38 protein-coding genes and 1 pseudogene are annotated in these 23,220 nt (G+C 65.7%); 33 read left to right on the plus strand and 6 right to left on the minus strand.

Translation table 11 applies throughout. The annotated features are described in order from the left end of the window. The 29 genes and pseudogenes from tuf to rplQ form a co-directional block, all read left to right on the plus strand. Window positions 1-122 (plus strand): annotated as a pseudogene (gene tuf, locus HCU64_RS24120) (elongation factor Tu); the annotation flags it as partial. Window positions 123-206: 84 nt separating this feature from the next. Continuing rightward, window positions 207-515 (plus strand): 30S ribosomal protein S10, encoded by a 309-nt coding sequence (gene rpsJ, locus HCU64_RS24125; protein WP_147047081.1) that lies wholly within the window; start codon window positions 207-209, stop codon window positions 513-515. 49 nt (window positions 516-564) lie between these two features. Beyond that, window positions 565-1,305, plus strand: coding sequence for a 50S ribosomal protein L3 (gene rplC / locus HCU64_RS24130; protein WP_233386964.1), 741 nt, complete (start codon window positions 565-567; stop codon window positions 1,303-1,305). Then, entirely contained in the window at window positions 1,305-1,925 is a 621-nt protein-coding gene (gene rplD, locus HCU64_RS24135; protein WP_233386965.1) for a 50S ribosomal protein L4, read from the plus strand. Before rplC ends, rplD begins: the two co-directional genes overlap by 1 nt. Then, window positions 1,922-2,218, plus strand: coding sequence for a 50S ribosomal protein L23 (locus HCU64_RS24140; protein WP_147047084.1), 297 nt, complete (start codon window positions 1,922-1,924; stop codon window positions 2,216-2,218). Before rplD ends, HCU64_RS24140 begins: the two co-directional genes overlap by 4 nt. 26 nt (window positions 2,219-2,244) lie before the next feature. Next, entirely contained in the window at window positions 2,245-3,081 is an 837-nt protein-coding gene (gene rplB / locus HCU64_RS24145; RefSeq protein ID WP_147047085.1) for a 50S ribosomal protein L2, read from the plus strand. Between the two features lie 5 nt (window positions 3,082-3,086). Next, complete coding sequence (rpsS, locus tag HCU64_RS24150) at window positions 3,087-3,365, plus strand: 30S ribosomal protein S19 (protein WP_147047086.1); 279 nt, start codon at window positions 3,087-3,089, stop codon at window positions 3,363-3,365. A gap of 1 nt (window position 3,366) precedes the next feature. After that, window positions 3,367-3,750 carry a 50S ribosomal protein L22 gene (gene rplV / locus HCU64_RS24155; RefSeq protein ID WP_147047087.1) on the plus strand — a complete coding sequence of 128 codons (384 nt, stop codon included), beginning with the start codon at window positions 3,367-3,369 and terminating at the stop codon, window positions 3,748-3,750. 10 nt (window positions 3,751-3,760) lie between these two features. Then, window positions 3,761-4,507 carry a 30S ribosomal protein S3 gene (rpsC, locus tag HCU64_RS24160; protein WP_233386966.1) on the plus strand — a complete coding sequence of 249 codons (747 nt, stop codon included), beginning with the start codon at window positions 3,761-3,763 and terminating at the stop codon, window positions 4,505-4,507. Window positions 4,508-4,540: 33 nt separating this feature from the next. Continuing rightward, the gene (rplP, locus tag HCU64_RS24165) at window positions 4,541-4,954 is read left to right on the plus strand and encodes a 50S ribosomal protein L16 (protein ID WP_233386968.1); all 414 of its coding nucleotides are present in this window, start codon (window positions 4,541-4,543) and stop codon (window positions 4,952-4,954) included. A gap of 14 nt (window positions 4,955-4,968) precedes the next feature. Continuing rightward, on the plus strand, window positions 4,969-5,184 hold the full coding sequence (rpmC, locus tag HCU64_RS24170; protein ID WP_183507005.1) for a 50S ribosomal protein L29: 216 nt from the start codon (window positions 4,969-4,971) through the stop codon (window positions 5,182-5,184). A 13-nt stretch (window positions 5,185-5,197) separates the two neighbouring features. Continuing rightward, on the plus strand, window positions 5,198-5,470 hold the full coding sequence (rpsQ, locus tag HCU64_RS24175; protein WP_147047091.1) for a 30S ribosomal protein S17: 273 nt from the start codon (window positions 5,198-5,200) through the stop codon (window positions 5,468-5,470). A gap of 251 nt (window positions 5,471-5,721) precedes the next feature. Further along, window positions 5,722-6,090: a 50S ribosomal protein L14 gene (rplN, locus tag HCU64_RS24180; protein ID WP_147047092.1), complete on the plus strand. Its 369-nt coding sequence runs from the start codon at window positions 5,722-5,724 to the stop codon at window positions 6,088-6,090. Continuing rightward, entirely contained in the window at window positions 6,090-6,407 is a 318-nt protein-coding gene (rplX, locus tag HCU64_RS24185) for a 50S ribosomal protein L24 (protein WP_147047093.1), read from the plus strand. The genes rplN and rplX overlap by 1 nt, the downstream gene beginning before the upstream one ends. 112 nt (window positions 6,408-6,519) lie before the next feature. Beyond that, on the plus strand, window positions 6,520-7,050 hold the full coding sequence (rplE, locus tag HCU64_RS24190; RefSeq protein WP_147047285.1) for a 50S ribosomal protein L5: 531 nt from the start codon (window positions 6,520-6,522) through the stop codon (window positions 7,048-7,050). Window positions 7,051-7,089: 39 nt separating this feature from the next. After that, window positions 7,090-7,395, plus strand: coding sequence for a 30S ribosomal protein S14 (gene rpsN / locus HCU64_RS24195; RefSeq protein ID WP_233386969.1), 306 nt, complete (start codon window positions 7,090-7,092; stop codon window positions 7,393-7,395). A gap of 12 nt (window positions 7,396-7,407) precedes the next feature. Continuing rightward, window positions 7,408-7,803, plus strand: coding sequence for a 30S ribosomal protein S8 (rpsH, locus tag HCU64_RS24200; protein WP_183507011.1), 396 nt, complete (start codon window positions 7,408-7,410; stop codon window positions 7,801-7,803). A 16-nt stretch (window positions 7,804-7,819) separates the two neighbouring features. Continuing rightward, window positions 7,820-8,353: a 50S ribosomal protein L6 gene (rplF, locus tag HCU64_RS24205; RefSeq protein WP_233386970.1), complete on the plus strand. Its 534-nt coding sequence runs from the start codon at window positions 7,820-7,822 to the stop codon at window positions 8,351-8,353. Between the two features lie 10 nt (window positions 8,354-8,363). Beyond that, window positions 8,364-8,726, plus strand: coding sequence for a 50S ribosomal protein L18 (gene rplR, locus HCU64_RS24210; RefSeq protein ID WP_233386971.1), 363 nt, complete (start codon window positions 8,364-8,366; stop codon window positions 8,724-8,726). A gap of 127 nt (window positions 8,727-8,853) precedes the next feature. Then, window positions 8,854-9,441, plus strand: coding sequence for a 30S ribosomal protein S5 (gene rpsE, locus HCU64_RS24215; RefSeq protein WP_233386972.1), 588 nt, complete (start codon window positions 8,854-8,856; stop codon window positions 9,439-9,441). A 12-nt stretch (window positions 9,442-9,453) separates the two neighbouring features. Continuing rightward, entirely contained in the window at window positions 9,454-9,645 is a 192-nt protein-coding gene (gene rpmD, locus HCU64_RS24220; protein ID WP_147047099.1) for a 50S ribosomal protein L30, read from the plus strand. Between the two features lie 10 nt (window positions 9,646-9,655). Further along, window positions 9,656-10,153 carry a 50S ribosomal protein L15 gene (rplO, locus tag HCU64_RS24225; RefSeq protein ID WP_233386973.1) on the plus strand — a complete coding sequence of 166 codons (498 nt, stop codon included), beginning with the start codon at window positions 9,656-9,658 and terminating at the stop codon, window positions 10,151-10,153. Window positions 10,154-10,257: 104 nt separating this feature from the next. Further along, entirely contained in the window at window positions 10,258-11,604 is a 1,347-nt protein-coding gene (gene secY / locus HCU64_RS24230; protein WP_233386975.1) for a preprotein translocase subunit SecY, read from the plus strand. A 131-nt stretch (window positions 11,605-11,735) separates the two neighbouring features. Next, window positions 11,736-12,338, plus strand: coding sequence for an adenylate kinase (locus HCU64_RS24235; protein ID WP_233386976.1), 603 nt, complete (start codon window positions 11,736-11,738; stop codon window positions 12,336-12,338). Between the two features lie 222 nt (window positions 12,339-12,560). Next, window positions 12,561-12,929 carry a 30S ribosomal protein S13 gene (gene rpsM, locus HCU64_RS24240; protein ID WP_183507025.1) on the plus strand — a complete coding sequence of 123 codons (369 nt, stop codon included), beginning with the start codon at window positions 12,561-12,563 and terminating at the stop codon, window positions 12,927-12,929. A 175-nt stretch (window positions 12,930-13,104) separates the two neighbouring features. Further along, window positions 13,105-13,494 (plus strand): 30S ribosomal protein S11, encoded by a 390-nt coding sequence (gene rpsK, locus HCU64_RS24245; RefSeq protein ID WP_009866710.1) that lies wholly within the window; start codon window positions 13,105-13,107, stop codon window positions 13,492-13,494. 23 nt (window positions 13,495-13,517) lie between these two features. Next, window positions 13,518-14,402 carry an MBL fold metallo-hydrolase gene (locus HCU64_RS24250; protein WP_233386977.1) on the plus strand — a complete coding sequence of 295 codons (885 nt, stop codon included), beginning with the start codon at window positions 13,518-13,520 and terminating at the stop codon, window positions 14,400-14,402. Between the two features lie 93 nt (window positions 14,403-14,495). Next, a complete protein-coding gene (locus tag HCU64_RS24255) occupies window positions 14,496-15,515 on the plus strand; it encodes a DNA-directed RNA polymerase subunit alpha (protein ID WP_233386978.1) in 1,020 nt (339 codons plus the stop codon). A 152-nt stretch (window positions 15,516-15,667) separates the two neighbouring features. After that, window positions 15,668-16,084: a 50S ribosomal protein L17 gene (rplQ, locus tag HCU64_RS24260; protein WP_233386979.1), complete on the plus strand. Its 417-nt coding sequence runs from the start codon at window positions 15,668-15,670 to the stop codon at window positions 16,082-16,084. 85 nt (window positions 16,085-16,169) lie between these two features. Here rplQ and trmD read toward each other — a convergent pair whose 3' ends face one another. After that, window positions 16,170-16,874: a tRNA (guanosine(37)-N1)-methyltransferase TrmD gene (gene trmD / locus HCU64_RS24265; protein WP_233386980.1), complete on the minus strand. Its 705-nt coding sequence runs from the start codon at window positions 16,872-16,874 to the stop codon at window positions 16,170-16,172. Window positions 16,875-16,970: 96 nt separating this feature from the next. Between trmD and HCU64_RS24270 the strand changes: the two genes are divergently transcribed. The 3 genes from HCU64_RS24270 to HCU64_RS24280 all read left to right on the plus strand — a co-directional run bounded on the left by HCU64_RS24270 (window position 16,971) and on the right by HCU64_RS24280 (window position 19,019). Then, window positions 16,971-17,720 (plus strand): class I SAM-dependent methyltransferase, encoded by a 750-nt coding sequence (locus HCU64_RS24270; protein WP_233387031.1) that lies wholly within the window; start codon window positions 16,971-16,973, stop codon window positions 17,718-17,720. A 28-nt stretch (window positions 17,721-17,748) separates the two neighbouring features. Continuing rightward, a complete protein-coding gene (locus HCU64_RS24275) occupies window positions 17,749-18,120 on the plus strand; it encodes a hypothetical protein (protein ID WP_233386981.1) in 372 nt (123 codons plus the stop codon). A 104-nt stretch (window positions 18,121-18,224) separates the two neighbouring features. Further along, entirely contained in the window at window positions 18,225-19,019 is a 795-nt protein-coding gene (locus HCU64_RS24280; RefSeq protein WP_233386982.1) for a bestrophin-like domain, read from the plus strand. A gap of 12 nt (window positions 19,020-19,031) precedes the next feature. Here the strand turns inward: HCU64_RS24280 and rimM are convergent, their stop codons facing one another. From rimM to HCU64_RS24305, 5 genes are read right to left on the minus strand one after another with little or no spacing between them, the layout of a single operon-like run. Beyond that, window positions 19,032-19,637 carry a ribosome maturation factor RimM gene (rimM, locus tag HCU64_RS24285; protein ID WP_233386984.1) on the minus strand — a complete coding sequence of 202 codons (606 nt, stop codon included), beginning with the start codon at window positions 19,635-19,637 and terminating at the stop codon, window positions 19,032-19,034. A gap of 60 nt (window positions 19,638-19,697) precedes the next feature. Beyond that, the gene (rpsP, locus tag HCU64_RS24290) at window positions 19,698-20,060 is read right to left on the minus strand and encodes a 30S ribosomal protein S16 (protein WP_233386986.1); all 363 of its coding nucleotides are present in this window, start codon (window positions 20,058-20,060) and stop codon (window positions 19,698-19,700) included. Beyond that, the gene (locus tag HCU64_RS24295; protein ID WP_233386988.1) at window positions 20,060-20,395 is read right to left on the minus strand and encodes a chorismate mutase; all 336 of its coding nucleotides are present in this window, start codon (window positions 20,393-20,395) and stop codon (window positions 20,060-20,062) included. The genes rpsP and HCU64_RS24295 overlap by 1 nt, the downstream gene beginning before the upstream one ends. Then, complete coding sequence (ffh, locus tag HCU64_RS24300) at window positions 20,392-21,957, minus strand: signal recognition particle protein (protein ID WP_233386990.1); 1,566 nt, start codon at window positions 21,955-21,957, stop codon at window positions 20,392-20,394. The genes HCU64_RS24295 and ffh overlap by 4 nt, the downstream gene beginning before the upstream one ends. Window positions 21,958-21,972: 15 nt before the next feature. After that, window positions 21,973-22,194: a glutathione S-transferase gene (locus tag HCU64_RS24305; RefSeq protein WP_233386991.1), complete on the minus strand. Its 222-nt coding sequence runs from the start codon at window positions 22,192-22,194 to the stop codon at window positions 21,973-21,975. Window positions 22,195-22,463: 269 nt separating this feature from the next. Between HCU64_RS24305 and HCU64_RS24310 the strand changes: the two genes are divergently transcribed. Further along, window positions 22,464-22,925, plus strand: a complete 462-nt coding sequence (locus HCU64_RS24310; RefSeq protein ID WP_233386992.1) for a hypothetical protein — start codon at window positions 22,464-22,466, stop codon at window positions 22,923-22,925. Window positions 22,926-23,220 lie beyond the last annotated feature (295 nt).

The following is a 23,220-nucleotide window of genomic DNA, read 5'->3' on the forward strand; positions in this document are numbered from 1 at the left end:
ACAGTGTGACCATGGACGTCGCACTCATCGTGCCGATCGCCATGGAAGAGAAGCTGCGCTTCGCCATCCGCGAAGGTGGCCGCACCGTCGGTGCAGGCGTCGTCGCAAGCATCCAGGAATAAGCAGCCCCCACCACATCATCGACAGGGGACGTTGAGGGGCGGGCCCTCCCGCCCGCTCTTCACGTTTCCGCCGAGGTTCAGGTTATGACCGGTCAGAATATTCGCATTCGCCTTAAGGCGTTCGACCATCGCATCCTCGATGCGTCGACCAAGGAGATCGTCTCCACGGCCAAGCGCACCGGTGCGCAGATCCGTGGTCCGATCCCGCTGCCGACCCACATCGAGAAGTTTACCGTGAACCGCTCGCCGCACATCGACAAGAAGTCGCGCGAACAGTTCGAGATGCGCACGCATAAGCGAGTGCTCGATATTGTCGATCCGACCCCCCAGACCGTGGACGCGCTGATGAAGCTCGACCTCGCCGCTGGCGTGGACGTGGAAATCAAGCTCTAAGTCCCGCGGGATTTAGAGCTTCAGCGATCAACGCGCGAGGGAGAGACCTATGCGCTCAGGCGTCATTGCACGAAAGGTCGGCATGACCCGCGTCTTCACGGACGCAGGCGAGCACGTGCCGGTTACCGTGCTTCAAATCGATCAGTGCCAGGTTGTGGCACACCGCACGACCGAAAAGGACGGCTACGTCGCCCTCCAGGTCGGCGTGGGCAAGGCCAAGGTGAAGAACGTGTCGGCTGCCGAGCGCGGCCGGTTCGCAGTCGCCAAGGTCGAGCCAAAGCAGAAGCTTGCCGAGTTCCGCGTCAGCGAGGACTCCGTGATCCCGGTCGGTGCCGAGATCACCGCGGACCACTTCATCCCGGGTCAGTTCGTCGATGTGACGGGCACCACCACGGGTAAGGGTTTCGCCGGTGGTATGAAGCGCTGGAACTTCGGTGGTCTGCGCGCCACGCACGGCGTGTCCGTCTCGCACCGTTCGATCGGTTCGACCGGTGGCCGTCAGGACCCGGGCAAGACCTTCAAGAACAAGAAGATGCCCGGTCACATGGGTGTCGAGCGTGTCACCACGCAGAACCTCAAGGTCGTTCGCATCGACCCCGATCGCGGTCTGATCCTCGTCGAGGGCGCGGTTCCGGGCGTTGCCGGCGGCTGGATCCAGGTTCGCGACGCGGTCAAGCGCAAGCTTCCCGCCGAGGTGCCGCATCCGGGCAAGTTCCGTGAGAACGGTTCGAATGGTTCGGCTTCGAAGGAAGCGCCCGCTGAGGCGCCCGCAGCCGAGGAGAACGCGTGATGAAGCTCGATATCACCACGCTCGACGGGTCCTCCGCCGGCTCGGTCGAGCTCAACGAGGCCATCTTCGGCCTCGAGCCCCGCGCCGATCTTCTGCAGCGCATGGTTCGCTACCAGCTCGCCAAGCGGCGCGCCGGCACCCATGCCGTCAAGAACCGTTCGGACATCGATCGGTCGACCAAGAAGATCTACAAGCAGAAGGGCACCGGTAACGCCCGCCACGGCGCCGCCTCCGCTCCGCAGTTCCGCGGTGGTGGACGTGCATTCGGCCCGGTGGTGCGCGACCACGGCCACGACCTTCCCAAGAAGGTCCGTGCGCTGGCCCTGAAGCATGCGCTCTCGGCCAAGGCCAAGGCATCGACCCTGATCGTCGTCGACGACATCAAGGCCGACAGCCACAAGACCAAGGCCATGGTCGAGCGCTTCGGCAAGCTCGGCTGGTCGAGCGCCCTGATCATCGGCGGTGCCGAGGTCGACGAGAATTTCGGCCGCGCCGCCCGCGCCGTGCCGAAGATCGACGTGCTGCCCGTTCAGGGCATCAACGTCTACGACATCCTGCGCCGTGACACCCTCGTCCTGACGAAGGCCGCGGTCGATGCGCTGGAGGAGCGTTTCAAATGAGTGCCGATCCGCGCCACTACGACGTCATCGTCTCCCCGGTCATCACCGAGAAGGCGACGAACCTCACCGAGCAGAACAAGGTCGTCTTCCGGGTCGCCCCGAAGGCTACCAAGCCGCAGATCAAGGAAGCGGTCGAGAAGCTGTTCGACGTCAAGGTGACCGGCGTGAACACGCTCGTCACCAAGGGCAAGAAGAAGTTCTTCCGCGGTCAACGCGGTCAGCGGTCAGACGTGAAGAAGGCGATCATCACCCTCGCCGAGGGTGACACGATCGACGTCACGACCGGCCTCTGAGAACACGATAGTCTAGGATCAAGCCGATGGCCTTGAAGACATTCAAACCGGTCACGCCGAGCCTTCGCCAGCTCGTGCTCGTCGACCGCCGTGAGCTCTACAAGGGCAAGCCGGTGAAGAAGCTGACCGAGGGCAAGTCGTCCTCGGGTGGCCGCAACAATCTCGGCCGCGTCACCGTCCGCTTCCGCGGCGGTGGTCACAAGCGGACCCTGCGCAACGTCGACTTCAAGCGTCGCGAGAACCTCGGCCAGACGGCGACCGTGGAGCGGATCGAGTACGATCCCAACCGCACCGCCTTCATTGCGCTGATCGCGTTCGAGGATGGCAAGCAGGCCTATATCCTGGCCCCGCAGCGCCTCTCGGCAGGCGATAAGGTCGTCGCCGGCGAGAACGTCGACATCAAGCCGGGCAATGCCGGTCCGATCGGCAACATGCCGGTGGGCACCATCGTCCACAACATCGAGCTGAAGATCGGCAAGGGCGGCGCGATCGCCCGCTCGGCCGGCAACTACGCTCAGATCGTCGGACGCGACCAGGGCTACGTCACGCTGCGCCTGAATTCGGGCGAGCAGCGCCTGGTGCATGGCCAGTGCTTCGCGAGCGTCGGTGCGGTCTCCAATCCGGACCACATGAACATCTCGCTCGGCAAGGCTGGCCGTAATCGCTGGCTCGGCAAGCGTCCTCACAACCGCGGCGTGGCGATGAACCCCGTCGATCACCCGCATGGCGGCGGCGAGGGTCGTACCTCGGGCGGCCGCAACCCGGTTACGCCCTGGGGCGTGCCGACCAAGGGGAAGAAGACCCGGTCCAACAAGCGGACCGACACCTTCATCCTGTCCAGCCGTCATAACCGTAAGAAGTAATCGCCATGGCACGCTCCCTCTGGAAGGGGCCGTTCGTCGACGGCTACCTCCTCAAGAAAGCCGACGCCGCCCGCGGCTCCAGCCGCAACGAGGTCGTCAAGATCTGGAGCCGTCGCTCCACGATCCTCCCGCAGTTCGTTGGCATCACCTTCGGTGTGCATAACGGGCAGAAGCACATCCCGGTCTACGTCACCGAGGAAATGGTCGGTCACAAGTTCGGCGAGTTCTCGCCGACCCGCACCTTCCCCGGTCACGCGGCCGACAAGAAGGCGAAGAGGCGCTAAGATGGGCAAGGCTGCCACCCCCCGCGCGCTCCCCGAGAACGAGGCCAAGGCCGTTGCGCGCATGCTGCGCGTCTCGCCCCAGAAGCTGAACCTCGTGGCGCAGCTGATCCGCGGAAAGAAGGTCGATACGGCGCTCGCCGATCTTCAGTTCTCCCGCAAGCGTATTGCCGTCGAGGTCAAGAAGTGCCTCGAGAGCGCGATCGCCAACGCCGAGAACAACCACGACCTGGACGTGGACGACCTCGTCGTCTCGCAGGCCTTCGTGGGCAAGGCGCTGGTTCTCAAGCGTTTCCACGCCCGTGCCCGCGGCCGCGGCGCGCGCATCCTGAAGCCTTTCGCGAACCTCACGATCGTGGTTCGCGAAGTGCGCGCTGAAGCGGCCTGAGGAGGATTCCATGGGTCAGAAAATCAATCCGATCGGCCTGCGTCTCGGCATCAACCGGACCTGGGATTCCCGCTGGTTCGCCGGCAAGGGCGAATATGCCAAGCTGATGCACGAGGACGTCGCGATCCGCGCCGCCCTCATGAAGCAGCTCAAGCAGGCCGCTGTCTCCAAGATCGTGATCGAGCGTCCGCACCGGAAGTGCCGCGTCACCATCCACTCGGGTCGTCCCGGCGTGGTGATCGGCAAGAAGGGCGCGGATATCGAGAAGCTGCGCAAGCTCGTCGGCTCGATGACCAAGGCCGACGTCACGATCAACATCGTCGAGGTGCGCAAGCCCGAGATCGACGCCACCCTGGTGGCCGACTCGATCGCTCAGCAGCTCGAGCGCCGCGTCGCCTTCCGTCGCGCCATGAAGCGCGCCGTTCAGTCGGCGATGCGTCTCGGCGCCGAGGGCATCCGCATCAACTGCGCCGGCCGTCTGGGCGGCGCCGAGATCGCGCGCACGGAGTGGTACCGCGAGGGCCGCGTTCCGCTGCACACGCTGCGGGCCGACGTCGATTACGGCGTTGCCACGGCATTCACCACCTATGGGACCTGCGGCATCAAGGTCTGGGTGTTCAAGGGCGAGATCCTCGAGCACGACCCGATGGCCCAGGACAAGAAGGCACAGGAAGAGGGCGGCCGTTCCGGCGGGCGTCGCGAGCGTGACGGCGATGATCGTGGTGGCCGCGGCCGCCGCGAGCCGGCTCACGCCTGATCGCCTGAGCCCAGGAGAGTTTGAGAGGCTGCCATGCTGCAACCCAAGAAAACCAAGTTCCGTAAGCAGTTCAAGGGTCGCATCCATGGCGCGGCCAAGGGCGGTTTCGACCTGAACTTCGGCACGTTCGGCCTCAAGGCCATCGAGCCGGAGCGGGTCACCGCTCGTCAGATCGAGGCGGCCCGCCGCGCGATCACCCGCGAGATGAAGCGTCAGGGCCGTGTCTGGATCCGGGTGTTCCCGGATCTCCCGGTCACCGCGAAGCCCACCGAGGTCCGCATGGGTTCCGGTAAGGGCGCTCCCGAGTACTGGGCGGCCCGCGTTCACCCGGGCCGGATCATGTTCGAAGTGGACGGCGTTGCCGAGACGGTCGCTCGCGAGGCGCTGCGCCTCGGAGCCGCCAAGCTTTCGGTGCGCACCCGCATCATCGCCCGCATCGCCGACTGAGAGGGGAGGGGATCATGAAGTCGTCACAGAGACTGTCGGATCTGCGCGCCCTGTCGCCGGATCAGCTGAGCGACGAACTCGTCAACCTGAAGAAGGAGCAGTTCAACCTGCGCTTCCAGGGCGCGACGGGCCAGCTCGAGAACGTCGCCCGCGTCCGTGAGGTCCGCCGCGACATCGCCCGCGTCCGCACCCTTCAGCGTCAGAAGACGCTGGCGTCGGCGCAAGGCTAAGGAGTTCCAGACCATGCCGAAGCGCGTGCTGCAGGGCACTGTCATCAGCGACAAGACCGACAAGACCATCACGGTGAAGGTGGAGCGCCGCTACACCCACCCGGTGATGAAGAAGACGGTTCGCCGCTCGAAGCACTATCACGCCCATGACGAGAACAACGTCGCCAAGACGGGCCAGACGGTGTTCATCGAGGAGTCACGTCCCTTCTCGAAGACCAAGACCTGGAAGCTGGTCGAGGACCAGGCTGCCGCAGCCGAGGCTGCCGGACAGGCTCCCGCCGCCTGAGGCGGTTCGCGGGAGGCTGTTACGCACTAGCCTCTTGCATCGACGGCCGGCCCGTAGTATCGCGCCGGCCTTCGCAGACATTTCGTGAGAGTGTTCGCGCTCTCACATGACCGCGGCGACCGCGCCGGCGTTCCAAGCGCCGATGGCGCGGTTCGTTACATTCGGGGACATCAGATCCCCATCAGGCGTCGTCCGCCGGACAATACCGTCCGTGTGCGGATACCCGCCCGAAACAAGGAAAGGTCACTTCCGTGATCCAGATGCAGACGAATCTGGACGTCGCCGACAACTCTGGTGCGCGTCGTGTGATGTGCATCAAGGTGCTCGGCGGGTCGAAGCGTAAATATGCCGGCGTCGGCGACATCATCGTCGTCTCCGTCAAGGAAGCGATTCCGCGCGGCCGCGTGAAGAAGGGCGACGTCATGAAGGCGGTCGTCGTTCGCACGGCAAAGGCCGTGAAGCGCGTCGACGGATCGGTAATCCGCTTCGACAAGAACGCCGCCGTTCTGATCAACAATCAGAAGGAGCCGGTCGGCACCCGTATCTTCGGACCCGTGCCGCGTGAGCTTCGCGCTCGCAATCACATGAAGATCATCTCGCTCGCTCCGGAGGTGCTGTGATGGCTGCGAAGATCAAGAAGGGCGACAAGGTCGTCGTTCTCACCGGCCGCGACGAGGGTCGCTCGGGTGAGGTGATCCAGGTGCTTCCGAAGGAGAACCGCGCATTCGTTCGCGGCGTGAACCTGGTGAAGAAGCATCAGAAGCAGACGCAGAACCAGGAAGGCGGGATCATCTCCAAGGAGGCCGCCATCCATCTCTCCAACATCGCGATCGCCGATCCCAAGGACGGCAAGCCCACGCGCGTTGGTTTCCGTATTCTCGATGACGGCCGCAAGGTCCGCTTCGCCAAGCGCTCGGGGGATCTGATCGATGGCTGATGCAAAGAAGCCTGCAAAGGCTCCCAAGGACGCCGGCAAGGCGGACGAGGCCAAGACCGCGAAGGCGGCTGGCCCGAAGCGTGGCGCGAGCGCCGATGGCTACACCCCGCGGATGCGCAAGCACTACGACGAGGTCGTGCGCCAGAAGCTCATCGAGCAGTTCGGCTACAAGAACCCGATGGAAGTGCCGCAGATCGAGAAGATCGTCATCAACATGGGCGTCGGCGAATCCACCGCGGATTCGAAGAAGGCCACCGTTGCTGCCGGTGATCTGGCGCTGATCGCTGGCCAGAAGCCGGTCATCACCCGGGCTCGCAAGGCCATCGCGACCTTCAAGGTCCGCGAAGGCATGCCGATCGGCTGCAAGGTCACGCTCCGCAAGGCGCGCATGTACGAGTTCATGGATCGGCTGGTCACGATCGCGCTCCCGCGCGTCCGCGACTTCCGCGGCCTGAACCCGCGTTCCTTCGACGGCCGCGGCAACTACGCCATGGGCCTCAAGGAGCACCTCGTGTTCCCGGAAATCTCCTACGACAAGGCGGAGCAGACCTGGGGCATGGACATCGTCGTTCAGACGAGTGCCAAGACCGACGAGGAGGCAAAGGCCCTTCTCGCCCACTTCAAGTTCCCGTTCCGGCAGTGAGCCCTCGGGCTCAGACGCGGACACTGGAGATAGACAGACATGGCTAAGACAAGCTCAGTCGAGAAAAACAACCGGCGCAAGGCGCTGGTCAAGCGTTTCGCCGCCAAGCGGAAGGCGCTGCTGGCGACCGCCAACGACACCTCGCTCGAGATGGAGCAGCGCTTCGAGGCGCGGCTCAAGCTCGCCGAGCTGCCGCGCAACTCCTCGCCGACGCGCATCCGCAATCGTTGCGAAGTCACCGGGCGCCCCCGCGCCTATTACCGCAAGCTCGGTATGTCCCGTGTCGCCCTGCGTGAGCTCGGCAACAAGGGCCTGATCCCGGGCCTCGTGAAGTCCAGCTGGTAAGGGGGAGCCACCATGGTCAACGATCCCGTGGGTGATATGCTCACCCGCATCCGCAACGGCCAGCTTCGCCGCCGCAGCGTCGTCCAGACGCCCGGTTCGAAGCTCCGCAAGAGCGTTCTCGATGTCCTCAAGTCCGAGGGCTACATCCGCGACTACGCCGTGAGCGATCTCGGCAATGGTCGGACGGAATTCGCGATCGAGCTGAAGTACTACGATGGCCAGCCGGTCATCCGCTCGCTTCAGCGCGTGTCGAAGCCCGGTCGTCGCGTCTACTCGTCGGTTGGCGAGCTGCCGCGCGTTGCCGATGGCCTCGGCATCACCATCATCTCGACCCCGCAGGGCGTCATGGCCGATCACAATGCGCGTGAGCGCAATGTCGGCGGTGAAGTGCTCTGCAAGGTGTTCTGATCCGGAGGACAGCCAAATGTCTCGCGTAGGCAAGAAGCCCGTCCCCGTTCCGTCCGGCGTCACCGCCACGGTCACGGGTCAGACGGTGAAGATGAAGGGTTCGAAGGGCGAACTGGAATTCGTGGTGCCCCCGCAGGTCACCGTCGAACTCAAGGACGGCGCCGTCTCGGTGCAGCCCAAGGACCAGTCGAAGCAGGCTCGTTCCCTGTGGGGTACCTCGCGTGCCCAGGTCGCCAACCTCGTCGAGGGTGTGTCGAAGGGCTTCGAGAAGAAGCTCGAGATCACCGGCGTGGGTTATCGCGCCGCGATGGCCGGCAAGGCCCTCAAGCTGTCGCTCGGCTACAGCCACGACATCGAATACGAGATCCCGGCCGGCATCACGATCGTGACGCCGAAGCCGACGGAGATCACCATCTCGGGGATCAACCGTCAGCAGGTCGGTCAGGTCGCCGCCGAGATCCGCGACTATCGCGGCCCCGAGCCCTACAAGGGCAAGGGCGTGAAGTACGCGGGCGAGTTCATCTTCCGCAAGGAAGGCAAGAAGAAGTAAGGGGGCGAACATGTCTTCAAAGAACGAAGCCCTCATCAAGCGTAAGGCGCGCGTGCGCCGTGCGTTGCGTGCAGCGGCGAACGGTCGGCCCCGGCTCTCGGTGTTCCGCTCGTCCAAGCAGATCTACGTCCAGGTCATCGACGACGCCGCCGGCAAGACGCTGGCTGCGGCCTCGACCCTCGACAAGGATCTCAAGAAGGAACTCAAGACCGGCGCCGACAAGGCTGCGGCTGAGGCCGTCGGCAAGCTCGTCGCCGAGCGCGCCAAGGCTGCCGGTGTCTCGAAGGTCGTCTTCGACCGCTCGGGCTACATCTTCCACGGCCGCGTCAAGGCTCTCGCCGACGCTGCCCGCGAAGGCGGCCTCGAGTTCTGATTGATCCAGTGCCGGGCGGCAGCGCTGCCCGGCCTCGGTACGAGCCGCTGAGTCTTCATCAGCGGGCCCGGACCATCGAGCGAGCGGATCGTTTCGATCTGCGCCAGTGAGATGAATAGGAAAAACAATGGCACGTGAACGTGAAGGCGGTGGCCGCGGCCGCCGCGAAGATCGCGAGGAGCGCGACAGCGAGTTCGTGGACAAGCTCGTCCACATCAACCGCGTCGCCAAGGTCGTGAAGGGTGGCCGCCGCTTCGGCTTCGCCGCTCTCGTCGTCGTCGGCGACCAGAAGGGTCGCGTCGGCTTCGGTCACGGCAAGGCCCGTGAGGTGCCTGAGGCCATCCGCAAGGCAACGGAAGCCGCCAAGCGTGGCCTGATCCGCGTGTCGCTGCGCGAAGGCCGCACGCTGCATCACGACGTCAACGGACGTCATGGCGCTGGCAAGGTCATCCTGCGCGCTGCCCCGGCCGGTACCGGCATCATCGCCGGCGGCCCGATGCGCGCCGTGTTCGAGACGCTCGGCATGCAGGACGTGGTGGCGAAGAGCCTCGGCTCCTCGAACCCCTACAACCTGGTCCGCGCGACCTTCGATGCGCTGAAGAACGAGGACAGCCCCCGTTCCGTCGCCGCCCGTCGTGGCCTCAAGGTGTCCGCTCTGCAGTCGCGTCGCCGCGACGCCGATCCGAACGACACCTCCGAAGCCGCCGTTGCGTAAGGGGAGGGCAGAATGGCTACCAAGACTGTCCGCATCGAGCAGATCGGTTCGCCGATCCGCCGCGAGGCCTCCCAGCGCGCGACGCTGATCGGCCTCAAGCTGAATAAGCTCCACCGCGTGTCCGAGCTGGAGGATACCCCCTCCGTGCGCGGCATGATCCGCAAGGTCGCGCACCTCGTGCGCGTCCATGGCGACGTGGCTTGAGGAGGGCGCGATGAAGCTCAACGAGATCCACGACAACGAAGGCGCGACCAAGGCCCGCATGCGCGTCGGCCGCGGTATCGGCTCCGGCAAGGGCAAGACCGCTGGACGCGGCGTGAAGGGTCAGAAGGCCCGCACCGGCGTGTCCATCAAGGGCTTCGAGGGCGGCCAGATGCCGCTGCATCGTCGCCTGCCCAAGCGCGGCTTCAACAACCTGTACTCGACCGACCTCAACGAGGTGAATGTCGGCCGGGTTCAGGAGGCGATCGACGCTGGCAAGCTCGACAAGGCCGCGACCGTCACGGTCGACGCGCTCGTCAAGGCCGGCATCATCGGCCGCGCTCGTGACGGCGTGAAGCTGCTCGGCGTCGGCGAACTGAAGACGAAGCTCAGCTTCGAAGTCACCCGCGCTTCGAAATCCGCCATCGAGGCGGTCGAGAAGGCCGGTGGATCGGTCACGACCGCCTTCGCCGCAGGCGTTGCTCACCGGGCGACGGTTGCGTCGGCCTGAGCCAACGCTTAAGTCGAACCACCTGAGCGGCGGCCCGTGCTACGCGCGTGGCCGCCGTCTCTGTTTCAAGATCCTCCGGACGGCATTCTTCGGGAACCCGTGACATGGCATCAGCCGCCGAGCAGCTTGCCGCCAATCTGAATTTCGGCGCGATCGCCAAAGCCGACGAGCTGAAGAAGCGCATCTGGTTCACGATCGGTGCGCTGATCGTATTCCGGCTCGGCACCTACATCCCGATCCCGGGTATCGATCCCGAGCAGTTCGCGAAGAACTTCCAGAGCCAGGCCGGCGGCGTGCTCGGCATGTTCAACATGTTCTCCGGCGGTGCTGTCGAGCGCATGGCGGTCTTCGCGCTGAACATCATGCCGTACATCTCGGCCTCGATCATCGTTCAGTTGCTCACCTCGGTGGTGCCGACGCTGGAGGCCCTCAAGAAAGAGGGCGAATCCGGCCGCAAGGTCATCAACCAATACACGCGCTACCTGACCGTGGTGCTGGCGCTGGTGCAGTCCTGGGGCATCGCCTTCGGCCTTCAGGGGTCCAATGCCGTCATCAACCCGGGCCCGTTCTTCATCCTCTCGACCGTGCTGACGCTGACCGGCGGCACGCTGTTCCTGATGTGGATCGGCGAGCAGATCACGTCCCGTGGCATCGGCAACGGCTCTTCACTGATCATTTTTGCCGGCATCGTGGCCCACCTGCCGGCTGCGATCTTCGGTGCTCTCGAGCTGAGTCGCACCGGTGCGCTGTCACCGGCGCTGCTGCTCGGTGCAACGGTCGCTGCGGTGGCCCTGGTCTACTTCATCGTCTTCATGGAGCGGGCCCAGCGCCGGCTTCTGATCCAGTACCCGAAGCGGCAGGTCGGCAACCGCATGTACGAGGGCCAGACCTCGTTCCTGCCGCTGAAGCTCAACACTTCGGGCGTCATCCCGCCGATCTTTGCTTCGTCGCTCCTGTTGCTGCCGGCGACGGTCGCAAGCTTCTCGGCGAACCAGGGCTCTGGTGGCATCCTCGGCACGCTGACCGCCTATATCGGGCATGGTCGGCCGCTCTACATGCTGCTCTACGCCGCGCTGATCATCTTCTTCACGTTCTTCTACACGGCCGTCGTCTTCAATCCGCAGGAGACGGCGGACAACCTGAAGAAGCATGGCGGCTTCATTCCCGGCCAGCGGCCTGGTGAGCGGACTGCGGCCTATATCGACAAGATCCTGACCCGGATCACGGTGATCGGCGCGCTCTACCTGACCTTCGTGTGTCTGGTGCCGGAGATCGTCGCCTCGCAGACCTCGGCAAGCCTCGGCTTCGGCGGCACCTCGCTGCTGATCGTGGTCTCGGTGACCATGGACACGGTCGCCCAGATCCACGGACACCTGATGGCGCACCAGTACGAGGGCCTCGTGAAGAAGGCGAAGCTGCGGGGCGCGTCCGCGACGCAGCGTCGGCGCTGAGCCGGAGACTCTCGGCCAAAGGTCTACCGGAAGGAGCGTACAAAAGGCGTTCCTTTCCAGCCCTTCGATAGATTACCCTGCCTTACGGAATAACGAGCCCGCGAGGCGGGCCTGAGGAGGATCACGGCGCCATGCGGATCATTCTGCTCGGACCCCCCGGGGCAGGGAAGGGCACGCAATCCGAGCGAATCACCAAGGCCTACGGCATCCCCCAGCTCTCGACCGGCGACATGCTGCGTGCCGCCGTCGCGGCTGGCACGCCGGTTGGCCTGGAAGCCAAGTCGATCATGGAGAGCGGCGGCCTGGTGCCCGATGCGGTCGTTGTCGGCATCGTCGCCGACCGCGTCGAGGAGCCTGACTGTGAGCACGGCTTCATCCTCGACGGCTTCCCGCGCACGGTCGATCAGGCCATCGCCCTCGATGCCATGCTCAAGGAGAAGAGCCTCGAGCTCGACACCGTGGTCGAGTTCGTCGTTGACGAGAACGCGCTCGTCGGCCGCATCGCCAAGCGCGCGGAGGAGACGGCCGCGCGTGGCCAGCCTGTCCGCAAGGACGACACGCCGGAGGTCTTCAAGTCGCGCTTCGAGGCCTACAAGAAGCAGACGGCGCCTCTGTCCAACTACTATTCCAGCCTCGGTCATCTGCAGACGATCGACGGCATGAAGCCGATCGACGAGGTCACCAAAGACCTCACCGCAGTGCTCGACCGCTACCGGCAGACCGTCACCTCCTGAACCGACCGGTTCGCCAGTGGCCTTGACTCCCTAGGTGGCCTGCGCTAGGCGGGCCACCTTCGTCCAGACCGCGATCAGGTCCAGGGTGCCTCATTGAGGCTGCTCTTGGGCCGATTTGTCGTTACGGGCCGAAACACCAGCATCCGCGCGCATGGGCCGGCCTCCACCGGACGCGTGCTCAATTCGTGGCTCGGGCTCAGCCCGGCCCAGATGGAGAAGACCTTGGCTCGTATCGCAGGCGTCAACATCCCGACCAACAAGCGCGTCGTCATCGCGCTTCAGTACATTCACGGCATCGGCTCCAAGAAGGCGGGCGAGATCACCGAGAAGGTCGGCATCCCGGCCGAGCGTCGCGTCAACGAGCTGACCGACGCCGAGGTTCTCCAGATCCGTGAGACGATCGACCGCGATTACCTCGTCGAGGGCGACCTGCGCCGCGACGTCTCGATGAACATCAAGCGCCTGATGGATCTCGGTTGCTACCGTGGACTTCGCCACCGCAAGCAGCTCCCCGTTCGTGGTCAGCGCACCCACACCAACGCTCGTACCCGCAAGGGTAAGGCGAAGCCGATCGCCGGCAAGAAGAAGTAATTTCATCGATTGGGGAGGCCGGGCCTAGCGCGGCCTCCTTCGTCTTCGCGGCGCGACGTGATCGCAGCCACGATCGTTCGAGACGCCCGCTCCTGGCGGCGTCCTCGGCACCCAGAGACACCCATCCCGAGCGCCTGGTGTTACGGGCGTGCCTGAAGGAAGAGACAGAGAACAGATGGCCAAGGAACCGACCCGCGTCCGCCGGCGCGAACGCAAGAACATCGTGTCGGGCGTTGCCCACGTGAACGCCTCGTTCAACAACACGATGATCACGATCACCGACGCACAGGGCAACACGATCTCGTGGTCGTCGGCCGGCGCCATGGGCTTCAAGGGCTCGCGCAAGTCGACCCCGTATGCCGCCCAGGTCGCCGCCGAGGATGCAGGCCGCAAGGCCGCCGAGCACGGCATGCGCACCCTCGAGGTCGAGGTGTCCGGTCCGGGTTCGGGCCGTGAGTCGGCTCTGCGCGCGCTCCAGGCTGCGGGTTTCACCGTGACCTCGATCCGCGACGTCACGTCGATCCCGCATAACGGCTGCCGCCCGCGCAAGCGTCGCCGCGTCTGAGCGAGGTTCGGAAGGAGTTCCGCGTGTCGGACGGTTCGAAGCCGCTTCCAGGAGTGCTGCGTTGGAACCTCGGTGACCTCACGGTTACCGTGCTCAACGACGGCTGGTTCCAGGATTCGGCCGAGAACCTCGTCACCGGCATTCCCGCAGAGGAGGCCGTCGCGCTTCAGAAGTCCGGTCATCGGCCTTCTGATCCGCGCGTCACGCTGAATGCCTTCCTGATCACGGGACCGGGCCGCAAGCCGCTGCTGATCGATGCGGGCTACGGCCCGTTCTCGCCGGTCGATACGCTCGGCCGGGTCGCAGCGGCTCTGGCCACGACGGGTGTTGCGCCGGCCGACATCGAAACGGTGCTCGTCAGCCACCTGCATCCCGACCATGTCGGCGGCCTGCTTGGGGATGACGGCAAAGCACGCTTCCCAAACGCAACGCTGGTGTTGCACGCCGACGAGGCCGCTCATTGGCTTCCCGACGCCGCACTCGCCAAGGCGCCGGATGGGGCCAAGCCGTATTTCGAGAATGCCCGCAAGGCGATCTCGGCTTACGAGGGGCGCGTTCGCGAACATCGGGGCGGCGACGTCGCACCGGGGATCGTCGCCGTTCCGCTGCCCGGCCACACGCCGGGCCATACCGGTTTCCGGATCACGTCGGGCGGCAAGACGCTGCTGATGTGGACCGACGTCGTCCACCTGCCGGCGATCCAGTTCGCCAAGCCCGAGGCAGGCGTGGGCTTCGACGTTGACGGTGATCAGGCACGGGAGACGCGCAAGCGCATCCTCGCCGAAGTGGCCGACAGCGGCACGCTGATTGCCGGGTCTCATCTCGAGTTCCCGGCGCTCGGCTACGTGGAGTGCGATGGCGGTGGCTACCGCTTCGTGCCCGAGCTCTGGGTTTCAGGGCAGCAATAGTTTCAGGGACCGATCCCGGCGCGGGGGCGCGTGGGGATCGGCCGAAGCGCGATCCGGGACGCCGGACACGCGAGTACGACGAGAGGTAGGACCGTGGTCATTCAGAAGAACTGGCAAGAGCTCATCAAGCCGAACAAGCTGCAGGTTTCGGCCGGCGACGATCCCAAGCGCGTCGCGACCGTCGTGGCCGAGCCGCTCGAGCGCGGCTTCGGCACGACGCTCGGCAACTCGCTGCGCCGCGTGCTGCTGTCCTCCCTCCAGGGCGCCGCCGTGACCTCGGTGCAGATCGACGGCGTGCTGCACGAGTTCTCCTCGATCCCGGGCGTTCGTGAGGACGTCACCGACATCGTCCTGAACATCAAGACGATCGCCATCCGCTCGCAGACCGACCAGCCGAAGCGCATGACCCTGCGCAAGACCGGCCCGGGCCTCGTCACCGCCGGCGATATCGGCGCAGTTGGCGACATCACGATCCTCAACCCCGATCTCGTGCTCTGCACGCTGGACGACGGTGCCGAGATCCGGATGGAGTTCACGGTCGCCACCGGCAAGGGCTACGTCCCGGCCGAGCGCAACCGCCCCGAGGACGCGCCGATCGGCCTGATCCCCGTCGATGCTCTTTTCTCGCCCGTCACCAAGGTGAGCTACCGCGTCGAGACCACCCGCGAGGGCCAGGATCTCGACAAGGACAAGCTGACCATGACGGTCGAGACCAACGGCGCGATCTCGCCGGAGGACGCGCTCGCCTACGCCGCGCGCATCATTCAAGATCAGCTCCAGATCTTCGTGAACTTCGAAGAGCCCCGTAAGGAAGAGGCTGCTCCGCTCGCGCCGCAGCTCCCCTTCAACCCTGCGCTGCTCAAGAAGGTCGACGAGCTCGAGCTGTCGGTCCGTTCGGCGAACTGCCTGAAGAACGACAACATCGTCTACATCGGCGACCTCATCCAGAAGTCCGAGGGCGAGATGCTGCGCACCCCGAACTTCGGCCGCAAGTCGCTCAACGAGATCAAGGAAGTGCTCGCCGGCATGGGCCTGCACCTCGGCATGGACATCCCCGGCTGGCCGCCGGAGAACATCGAAGATCTCGCCAAGCGCTTCGAAGAGCACTACTGAGCCACGCTTCGGCTCGATGGGCATCGGCCCGTCGAGCCGGCACTGCCAGACCAATCCCGCCGCGGGGTTAAGCGGATCACAGAAACAGCCTCGCCATGAGGCACACGGCCGTACCGTGGCACGGCGGCCGTTACAGACAAGGATAGCCAACCATGCGTCACGGTTTCCGCGGTCGTCGCTTCAACCGCACCACCGAGCATCGCAAGGCCATGTTCGCGAACATGTCCGCCGCGCTCATCAAGCACGAGCAGATCATCACCACGCTCCCGAAGGCGAAGGATCTTCGCCCGGTCGTCGAGAAGCTGATCTCGCTGGGCCGCACCGACAGCGTGCACACGCGCCGCCTGGCCATGGGCCAGATCCGCGACGCCGACATGGTCGCCAAGCTCTTCACGGTCCTCGGCCCGCGCTACGCTGCGCGTCCGGGTGGCTATTGCCGCATCATGAAGGCCGGTTTCCGCAAGGGCGACAACGCTCCGCTGGCTGTCATCGAGTTCGTCGACCGCGACGTCGATGCCCGCGGCAAGGATTCCGGCCCGGTGCAGGGCGGCGAAGCAGAGGCGGCCTAAGCCGCTTAACCCTTTGAAAGTTCGGAAAGGGCGGCCTTCGGGTCGCCCTTTTTTTGTAGCGGCTGCAGCCGGGGCGGGAACGGCTCTAATCCTTTCCGCTGCCGAGCAGATCCGGGCGCCGCTCCCGCGTAAGCCGCTCGCTCTCGGTTTCCCGCCACCGCGCGATGGCCCCGTGGTTGCCGCTGTTGAGGACGTCCGGGATCGCGCGCCCTTCCCATTCGCGCGGCCGCGTGTAGTGCGGATATTCGAGCCGCCCGGACTCGAAGCTCTCTTCCTCGCCCGAGGCGATCTTGCCCATCACGCCGGGGAGAAGCCGCACGCAGGAATCGATGAGCACGAGCGCCGCTATCTCGCCGCCGGACAACACGTAATCGCCGATCGAAACCTCCTCCAATCCGCGGCCGGCGATGACCCGCTCGTCGACGCCCTCGAAGCGCCCGCAGACGATTACAGCACCGGGGCCGGCGCTCAGCGCGCGCACCCGCGTCTGGCTCAGAGGCTTCCCCCTCGGAGACATCAGCAGCCGGGGGCGCGGATCATCTGCCGCCGCTGCGTCGATGGCGGCAGCGAGGACGTCACACCGAAGCACCATGCCGGCACCGCCGCCGGCCGGCGTGTCGTCGACGCTGCGATGGCGTCCGATGCCATGCTCGCGGATCTGCCGGGCCTCGAGCGCCCAGGTTCCGCGCGCCAGTGCATCGCCGGAAAGCGAAATCCCGAGTGGACCGGGGAACATCTCCGGGTAGAGCGTGAGGATGGTGGCGCGCCAGGGCGCGGTGCGATCGGCCATGGCTTCCCATGACGCGCCGCACGGGCGGGCGTCAAATGCACGAGAGCAGGTGGAGAGTGAGGTTTCCGGGCCGCCTTCGGCTATGCTGGTAGGATGATGCGTAACCCGCTCTCGACCCTGCTCATCGCTGCCGCGCTCGTTGGAGGCGTCGAGGCGCACGAGATCCAGCCGATGGCACCGTCCGGCGCCGCGGCGGATCGGTTTCCCAAGCCCGACCGTCCGGTCGCCGAAATCGTCTCGGCGCAATGGGCGCTGGAGAAGAAGCGCGACAAGGCAGACGAGGTCGGGCAGGTGGTCGCGCTGATGGGGATCCGCGAGGGTCAGACCGTGGCCGATATCGGCGCAGGCAACGGTTACTACGTCTTCCGGCTCGCCAAGCTTGTGGGGCCGACCGGCCGGATTTTCGCCGAAGACATCACACCCGACTACCTCGCCGACCTCGACAAGAAGGTCCGCGAGAGCGGCCAGACCAACATCACCGTGGCGCGCGGCGAGGCGCACGACCCGCGGCTGCCACCGGCCTCGCTCGATGCGGCAGTGCTCGTGCACATGTATCACGAGATCAGCCAGCCCTACGGACTCTTGCACAACCTTGCTGCAGCCATGAAGCCCGGCGGCCGGGTCGGGATCGTCGATGCGGAGGACATCCCCTCGAAGCACGGCACGCCGCCGAAACTGCTGCGCTGCGAATTGGCGGCTGCGGGCTACAAGGAGATCAGCCTGAAAACGCTGAAGGGCGGGGTCGGCTATCTCGGGATCTTCGAAGCGCCGGCGGCGGAAGCGCGGCCCGATCCGGCCACGATTACGCCCTGCAAGGACGAGACGACCCGCAAGAATTCGCGCTGAGCCAACGAGCGAGGACGGTTCGCCTGCCATGATCTCCGTTCAGGCCGTCCGCCGCTTCGCCGGCTCGCTGCCGGAGGTTACGGACCTGTCGACGCCCTCTGCTTTGCGGTTCGAGGTGCGCGGGAAGGGCTTCGCCTGGAGTTGGCAGGAGCGCGTCGAGCCCAAGAAGCCTCGTCGATCTCGCCTCGACGTCCTCGCCGTGCGCTGCCCGGCCGAAGAGAAGGACGCGATCCTGTCGTCCGATTCGGACGTTTTCTTCACGGACGATCACTATCGCGGCTTCCCAGCCGTGCTCGTGCGCCTCGATCGTGTCGTGGAGACCGATCTGCAGGCGCTGCTCACGGCGGGTCAGGCACCCTCCGTGTTGGGGGAGACGAATGGCTCGGGAGAGCGTTCGTGATTGGCCGGATGGCGAGGCGCATCTATCGAGAATCGGATGGGGCCATTCACGGCTTGCGAGGATTCTGCGGCTAGCGTGGCCAGATCCCATCCCAGGATACCGCCATGATCCTCGGCCTTTGGCTCGATCAGCCCGTCTGGCTGATGTTCGCTCTGCTCGCCGTGCCGTTCCTCAGCCTTTGCGTAATCCTCTCGGGACTGACGCTCTGGCGGCGCTCACGCCCACTGATGCAGGCCAGCGGCACCGGGATCGTGGCGCCGTATTTCAGTGCCATCTCGGTCCTGCTCGCTCTGCTGACGGGCTTCGTCGCCAACGATGCGTGGGAACGACAGCGCCAAGCCTCGCGTGTCGTCCAGTCTGAACGCGCCAACGCTCGCGCGATCTACGACCTCAGCATCGCGACCGTCTCCGACATGAGTGGAATTCGGGCGTCCCTCACCGACTATCTCGATGCGGTGATCGGTGACGAATGGCCTGCCATGGCCGAGACCGGTCACGCGTCCCAGCGAGCGGGGGCAGCGTTGGGACGGCTGCTCCAGGCGGTCGCCGATCCGAAGGTCGGTGCCGAGGCGGGGGTCGCCGCGCAATCGACCCTGCTCGAAGCGGTGATGAGCCTACGCTCGGCACGCGGAGAACGCCTGGCGCTTGCCGATGCGCAGGGCGACGAGACCAAATGGTTGACGCTGCTGGTACTCGCCGCGCTGACGCTCGTCGCGCTCGCGCTGATCCACCTGGAGAAACCGCGCGCGCAGGCGACCGTCCTGCTGCTCTTCGCGACGGCGATGATCTCCACGCTCGGGTTGATCGCCTTGCACGAGCGGCCCTTCGACGGCCCGATGGCGTTGCAGCCGGATCCCCTGCGTGTGGCGCGCGCCGGGATGGAGATCAAGGCGCCCTAACGGCGTCCGCAGTCACTCCGGCTCGTCGGCAGGCTTCGGGCCGGCCGGTGCGAAAAAGTCTTCCGGCGGATCGATCACGACGCGCCGGTTCGGAATGTCGAGGCTCGGCACGAACGCCTTGGTGAAGGGCAGCAGCGCAGTCGCGCCGCCGACAGCCGAGCGAATCTCCAGGAGGTCGCCGCCGCCGTAGTTCGGCACGGCGATGATCGTACCAACCGTTGCGCCAGCGGCATCGACTGCATCGAGGCCGACGAGATCGGCGGCGAAGAACTCGTCTTCGTCCTCCGGCGTCCCGAGCTTGTCTCGCTCGCAATAGAGCGCGACGCGCGTCAGCGACTCGGCACCGGTCCGGTCTGTCACGCCTTGAACGCGAACCACCAGAACATCGGCCGAGGAGCCGGGGGCAAGCTTGGCGTCGGTGAGAACGAAAGTTCGCCCGTCGGCTGCGCGAAGCGGGCCGTACGAGGCGATGGCGAGCGGGTCGCTCGTGAAAGACTTCAGCCGGATCTCGCCGCGCAGGCCCTGGGCGCGGCCGAACTCGCCGAGGATGACGAGGTCTTTGGGAGCTGCCCGTGGCTCGCTCGCGGCGCGCGATGGGGGGCCGGGGCGACGGGCCATGTGCTGGTCTCTGGTGATAGCAGGGTTTCCCTCCCCGCGAGCGGGGAGGGAAGCATCAGCTTAAGCAGCGGCGTCTTCGGCCGGGGCAGCGGCCTTCTCGGCGCGCTTGGCGGCGCGCTCCTTGGCCTTCTCGCCCGGCTCGGCCTTCTGCGGGTTGTTCCGGGCCGGACGCTTGGCGAGGCCAGCCTGGTCGAGGAAGCGCAGGACGCGGTCCGTCGGCTGGGCGCCCTTGGCGAGCCAGCTCTGAATCTTTTCGTTGTCGAGCACGATGCGAGCCGGATCGTCCTTGGCCTTCATCGGGTCGTAGGCGCCGACCTTCTCGATGAAGCGGCCGTCGCGCGGTGCGCGGGCATCGGCGACGACGATGCGGTAGTAGGGGCGCTTCTTGGCGCCGCCGCGGGTGAGGCGGATCTTGAGGGACATCAGTCTTTCCTTTCGGTGTCGTTGTTCAGATCGGCGTTGAGTGCGATCGTCTGGTGGTGCCGGATGACTTCCTTGACCACGAAGGCCAGGAACTTCTCGGCGAAGTCGGGGTCGAGCTTTGCATCGACCGCGAGTTTTCTCAGTCGGGTGACCTGGCGCGCCTCCCGGTCGGGATCGGACGCCGGCATGCCCTTGCGAGCCTTGAGCTCGCCGACCCGCTGCGTGCAGCGGAATCGCTCGGCGAGCAGGTGGATCAGCGCCGCATCGAAATTGTCGATGCTGTCGCGCAGGCGCACGAGTTCCGGGTCGACGCCCTGGGCGGACAAAATCGTCATTTCTTCTTGCCCGGAATGAAGCCGCCGAGACCCGGCAGCTTGGGTCCGCCCAGACCCGGCAAGCCGGGCATCTTCGGCATTCCACCACCCAGGCCCGGGGGCATGGGCGGAAGCTTGCCGCCGAACTGCTTCTGCATTTGCTCGATCTGCTCCGGGGTCGGTTCGGGCATGCCGGCAGGCATCTTCATGCCGCCGGGGAGCCCACCAGGCATCCCGCCGCCGAGACCGAACATCGAGCCTAGAGCCTGGCCGATGCCGCGTTTGCCCGAGCCCATCGCCTTCATCATGTCGGCCATGGTCCGGTGCATCTTCAGGAGCTTGTTGATCTCCGAGACGTCGACGCCCGAACCGGCCGCGATGCGCTTCTTGCGGCTGTTCTTCAGGAGGTCGGGGTTCTTGCGCTCCTGCGGGGTCATCGAGGAGATGATCGCGCGCTGGCGCTTGAACATCTTCTCGTCGAGGTTGGCGCCTTCGACCTGCTTCTTCATCTGGCCCATGCCAGGCAGCATGCCCATCAGGCCGCCGATGCCGCCCATCTTCTCCATCTGGGCGAGCTGCATGGACAAGTCCTCGAGATCGAACTTGCCCTTGCGCATCTTCTCGGCGGTGCGCATCGCCGCTTCTGCGTCGATGGTCTCCGCCGCCTTCTCGACGAGCGAGACGATGTCGCCCATGCCGAGGATGCGGTTGGCCACGCGCGCCGGGTGAAATTCTTCGAGCGCATCGACCTTCTCGCCGACACCGACGAGCTTGATCGGCTTGCCCGTGACGGCGCGCATAGAGAGCGCCGCACCGCCGCGGCTGTCGCCGTCCATGCGGGTCAGCACAATGCCCGTGACGCCGATGCGCTGGTCGAAGGCGCGGGCGGTGTTCACCGCGTCCTGGCCAGTCAGGGCGTCGGCAACGAGCAGCACCTCGTGGGGCTTGGCTACCGCCTTGACCTCGGCGGCTTCGGCCATCAGCGCGTCGTCGACCGTGGTGCGGCCGGCAGTGTCGAGCATCACCACGTCGAAGCCGCCGAGGCGCGCAGCCTCCATGGCGCGGCGGGCGATCTGCACCGCCGATTGGCCGGCGACGATCGGCAGGCTCTCGACCTCGACCTGCTTGGCGAGCACCGCAAGCTGTTCCATCGCAGCCGGGCGGCGGGTGTCGAGAGAGGCGAGCAGTACCTTGCGCTTGTCGCGCTGGTTCAGGCGGCGCGCGATCTTGGCGGTGGTGGTGGTCTTACCCGAGCCCTGCAGGCCGACCATCAGGATGGCGACGGGGGCGGGGGCGTTGAGATCGATGACACCGGCTTCGGTGCCGAGCATCGCCACGAGCTCGTCGTTGACGATCTTTACGACCATCTGGCCGGGCGTGACCGACTTCACGACGGTGGCGCCGACCGCCTTCTCGCGGACCGCGTCGGTGAAGCCGCGGACGACTTCGAGCGAGACGTCAGCCTCCAGCAGGGCGCGACGCACCTCGCGCATCGCAGCGGTGACGTCGGCCTCCGTGAGCGCGCCGCGGCGCGTCAGCCCGGAGAGAATGCCGGAAAGGCGGTCGGAAAGGCCTTCGAACATGCGGGTCCCGGTCGCCTACTGATAGATGCCGGCATTGGCCGCGCGGCGCGCCTGAAGCGCATCCTCGAAGCTCGCCAGGGCACGGGCGAACTTGTCCCGGCAATCGGGATTGCAGAAGCCGACGACGGCACCGTTGTAGAGCGTCAGCGAGTCGGCCGAGATCGGCTTGCCCGACCAGGGGCAATTCTCGTTGATCGCATCCTCGATGCGCAGGGTGGTCTCGCTTGCAGGCGCCATGGGCTGCTGCTTGCCTCGCCGGTGAGGACGCCGTACCGCCAACGCAAAGCCCGCCCGAGGGCGCAGACGCGCTGTCGGGCGTTGACCTCCGGTCTCTCGGACCGGTCGGCGGCTCTCGGTGACGACTTGTCGTCGGATTGAGCCGTGGGCGGTAGGCCGTACGGGCCTTCAAGTCAAGATCCCGGGCCGGCACGGGCCTGACTGTGTTAACCTTTACCGTTCATTAAGCATGTCTGGTTGAAATAGCCTCGAAATCGAGGATCCAGCCGATGTCGGAACCCGCTCGTAACACTTCTCTCCACGACACCACGAGCCGGCAGTCGACCCAGGCGGGTCCGCTCCGCGATTGGCTTGCTGCCATGCGGGCGACTGCCCCCGAGGGCCGCCAGCAGGAGGCAGAGGCGCCTCAGCCCATCGCCGACACGTCCAAGCAGAGTGGTTGGGCACCGCGCCTCGTCGCCTCCGCTGCTGAGGCGCCGAGCACCGAGGTCCAGGCTCAGGACGACGAAATCGCCGAGTTGATCGCCGAAAACATGATGCTGAAGGCCAAGCTGCGCATCGCGGCCGATCGTCAGGACGAGTTCCAGATCCTCCTCGCCCAGGAGATCCGCGAATTGCGGGGGCACGTTACCGAAGAGATCGCCAAGCTCGAGGATCTGCGCGAGGAGCGCGACCTTTGGAAGGCGCGCTGCGAAGCGCTGATGCAGCCGCTCTTCAACGGCACGCGCTGATCACTCTCTCAAAGCTTCTGAAAGCCGAAGGGCCGCCCCTATGAGGGCGGCCCTTCCATTGCCGAACCGCGGTTCGACGAAACCTGTCGCGCGTCCCGCGAGAGCTAGAAGCACTCGCCGGAGGTAACGGTCCAGGTCCTGGTCGCCGACAGCGGCTGATGACAATGAGACACTGGATCACCTCCTTTCGTTCGTTGCTGGGACTTCGAAGGTAGGAACTCGCAGCCGGCTTCGTAAAGCCCCCAGCCTGCGTTTTCTCGCCGCGGCGCACAAATCCGCGTGATGTCCACTGCTG

Source organism: Methylobacterium sp. C25 (assembly GCF_021352225.1).
Lineage (GTDB): Bacteria > Pseudomonadota > Alphaproteobacteria > Rhizobiales > Beijerinckiaceae > Methylobacterium.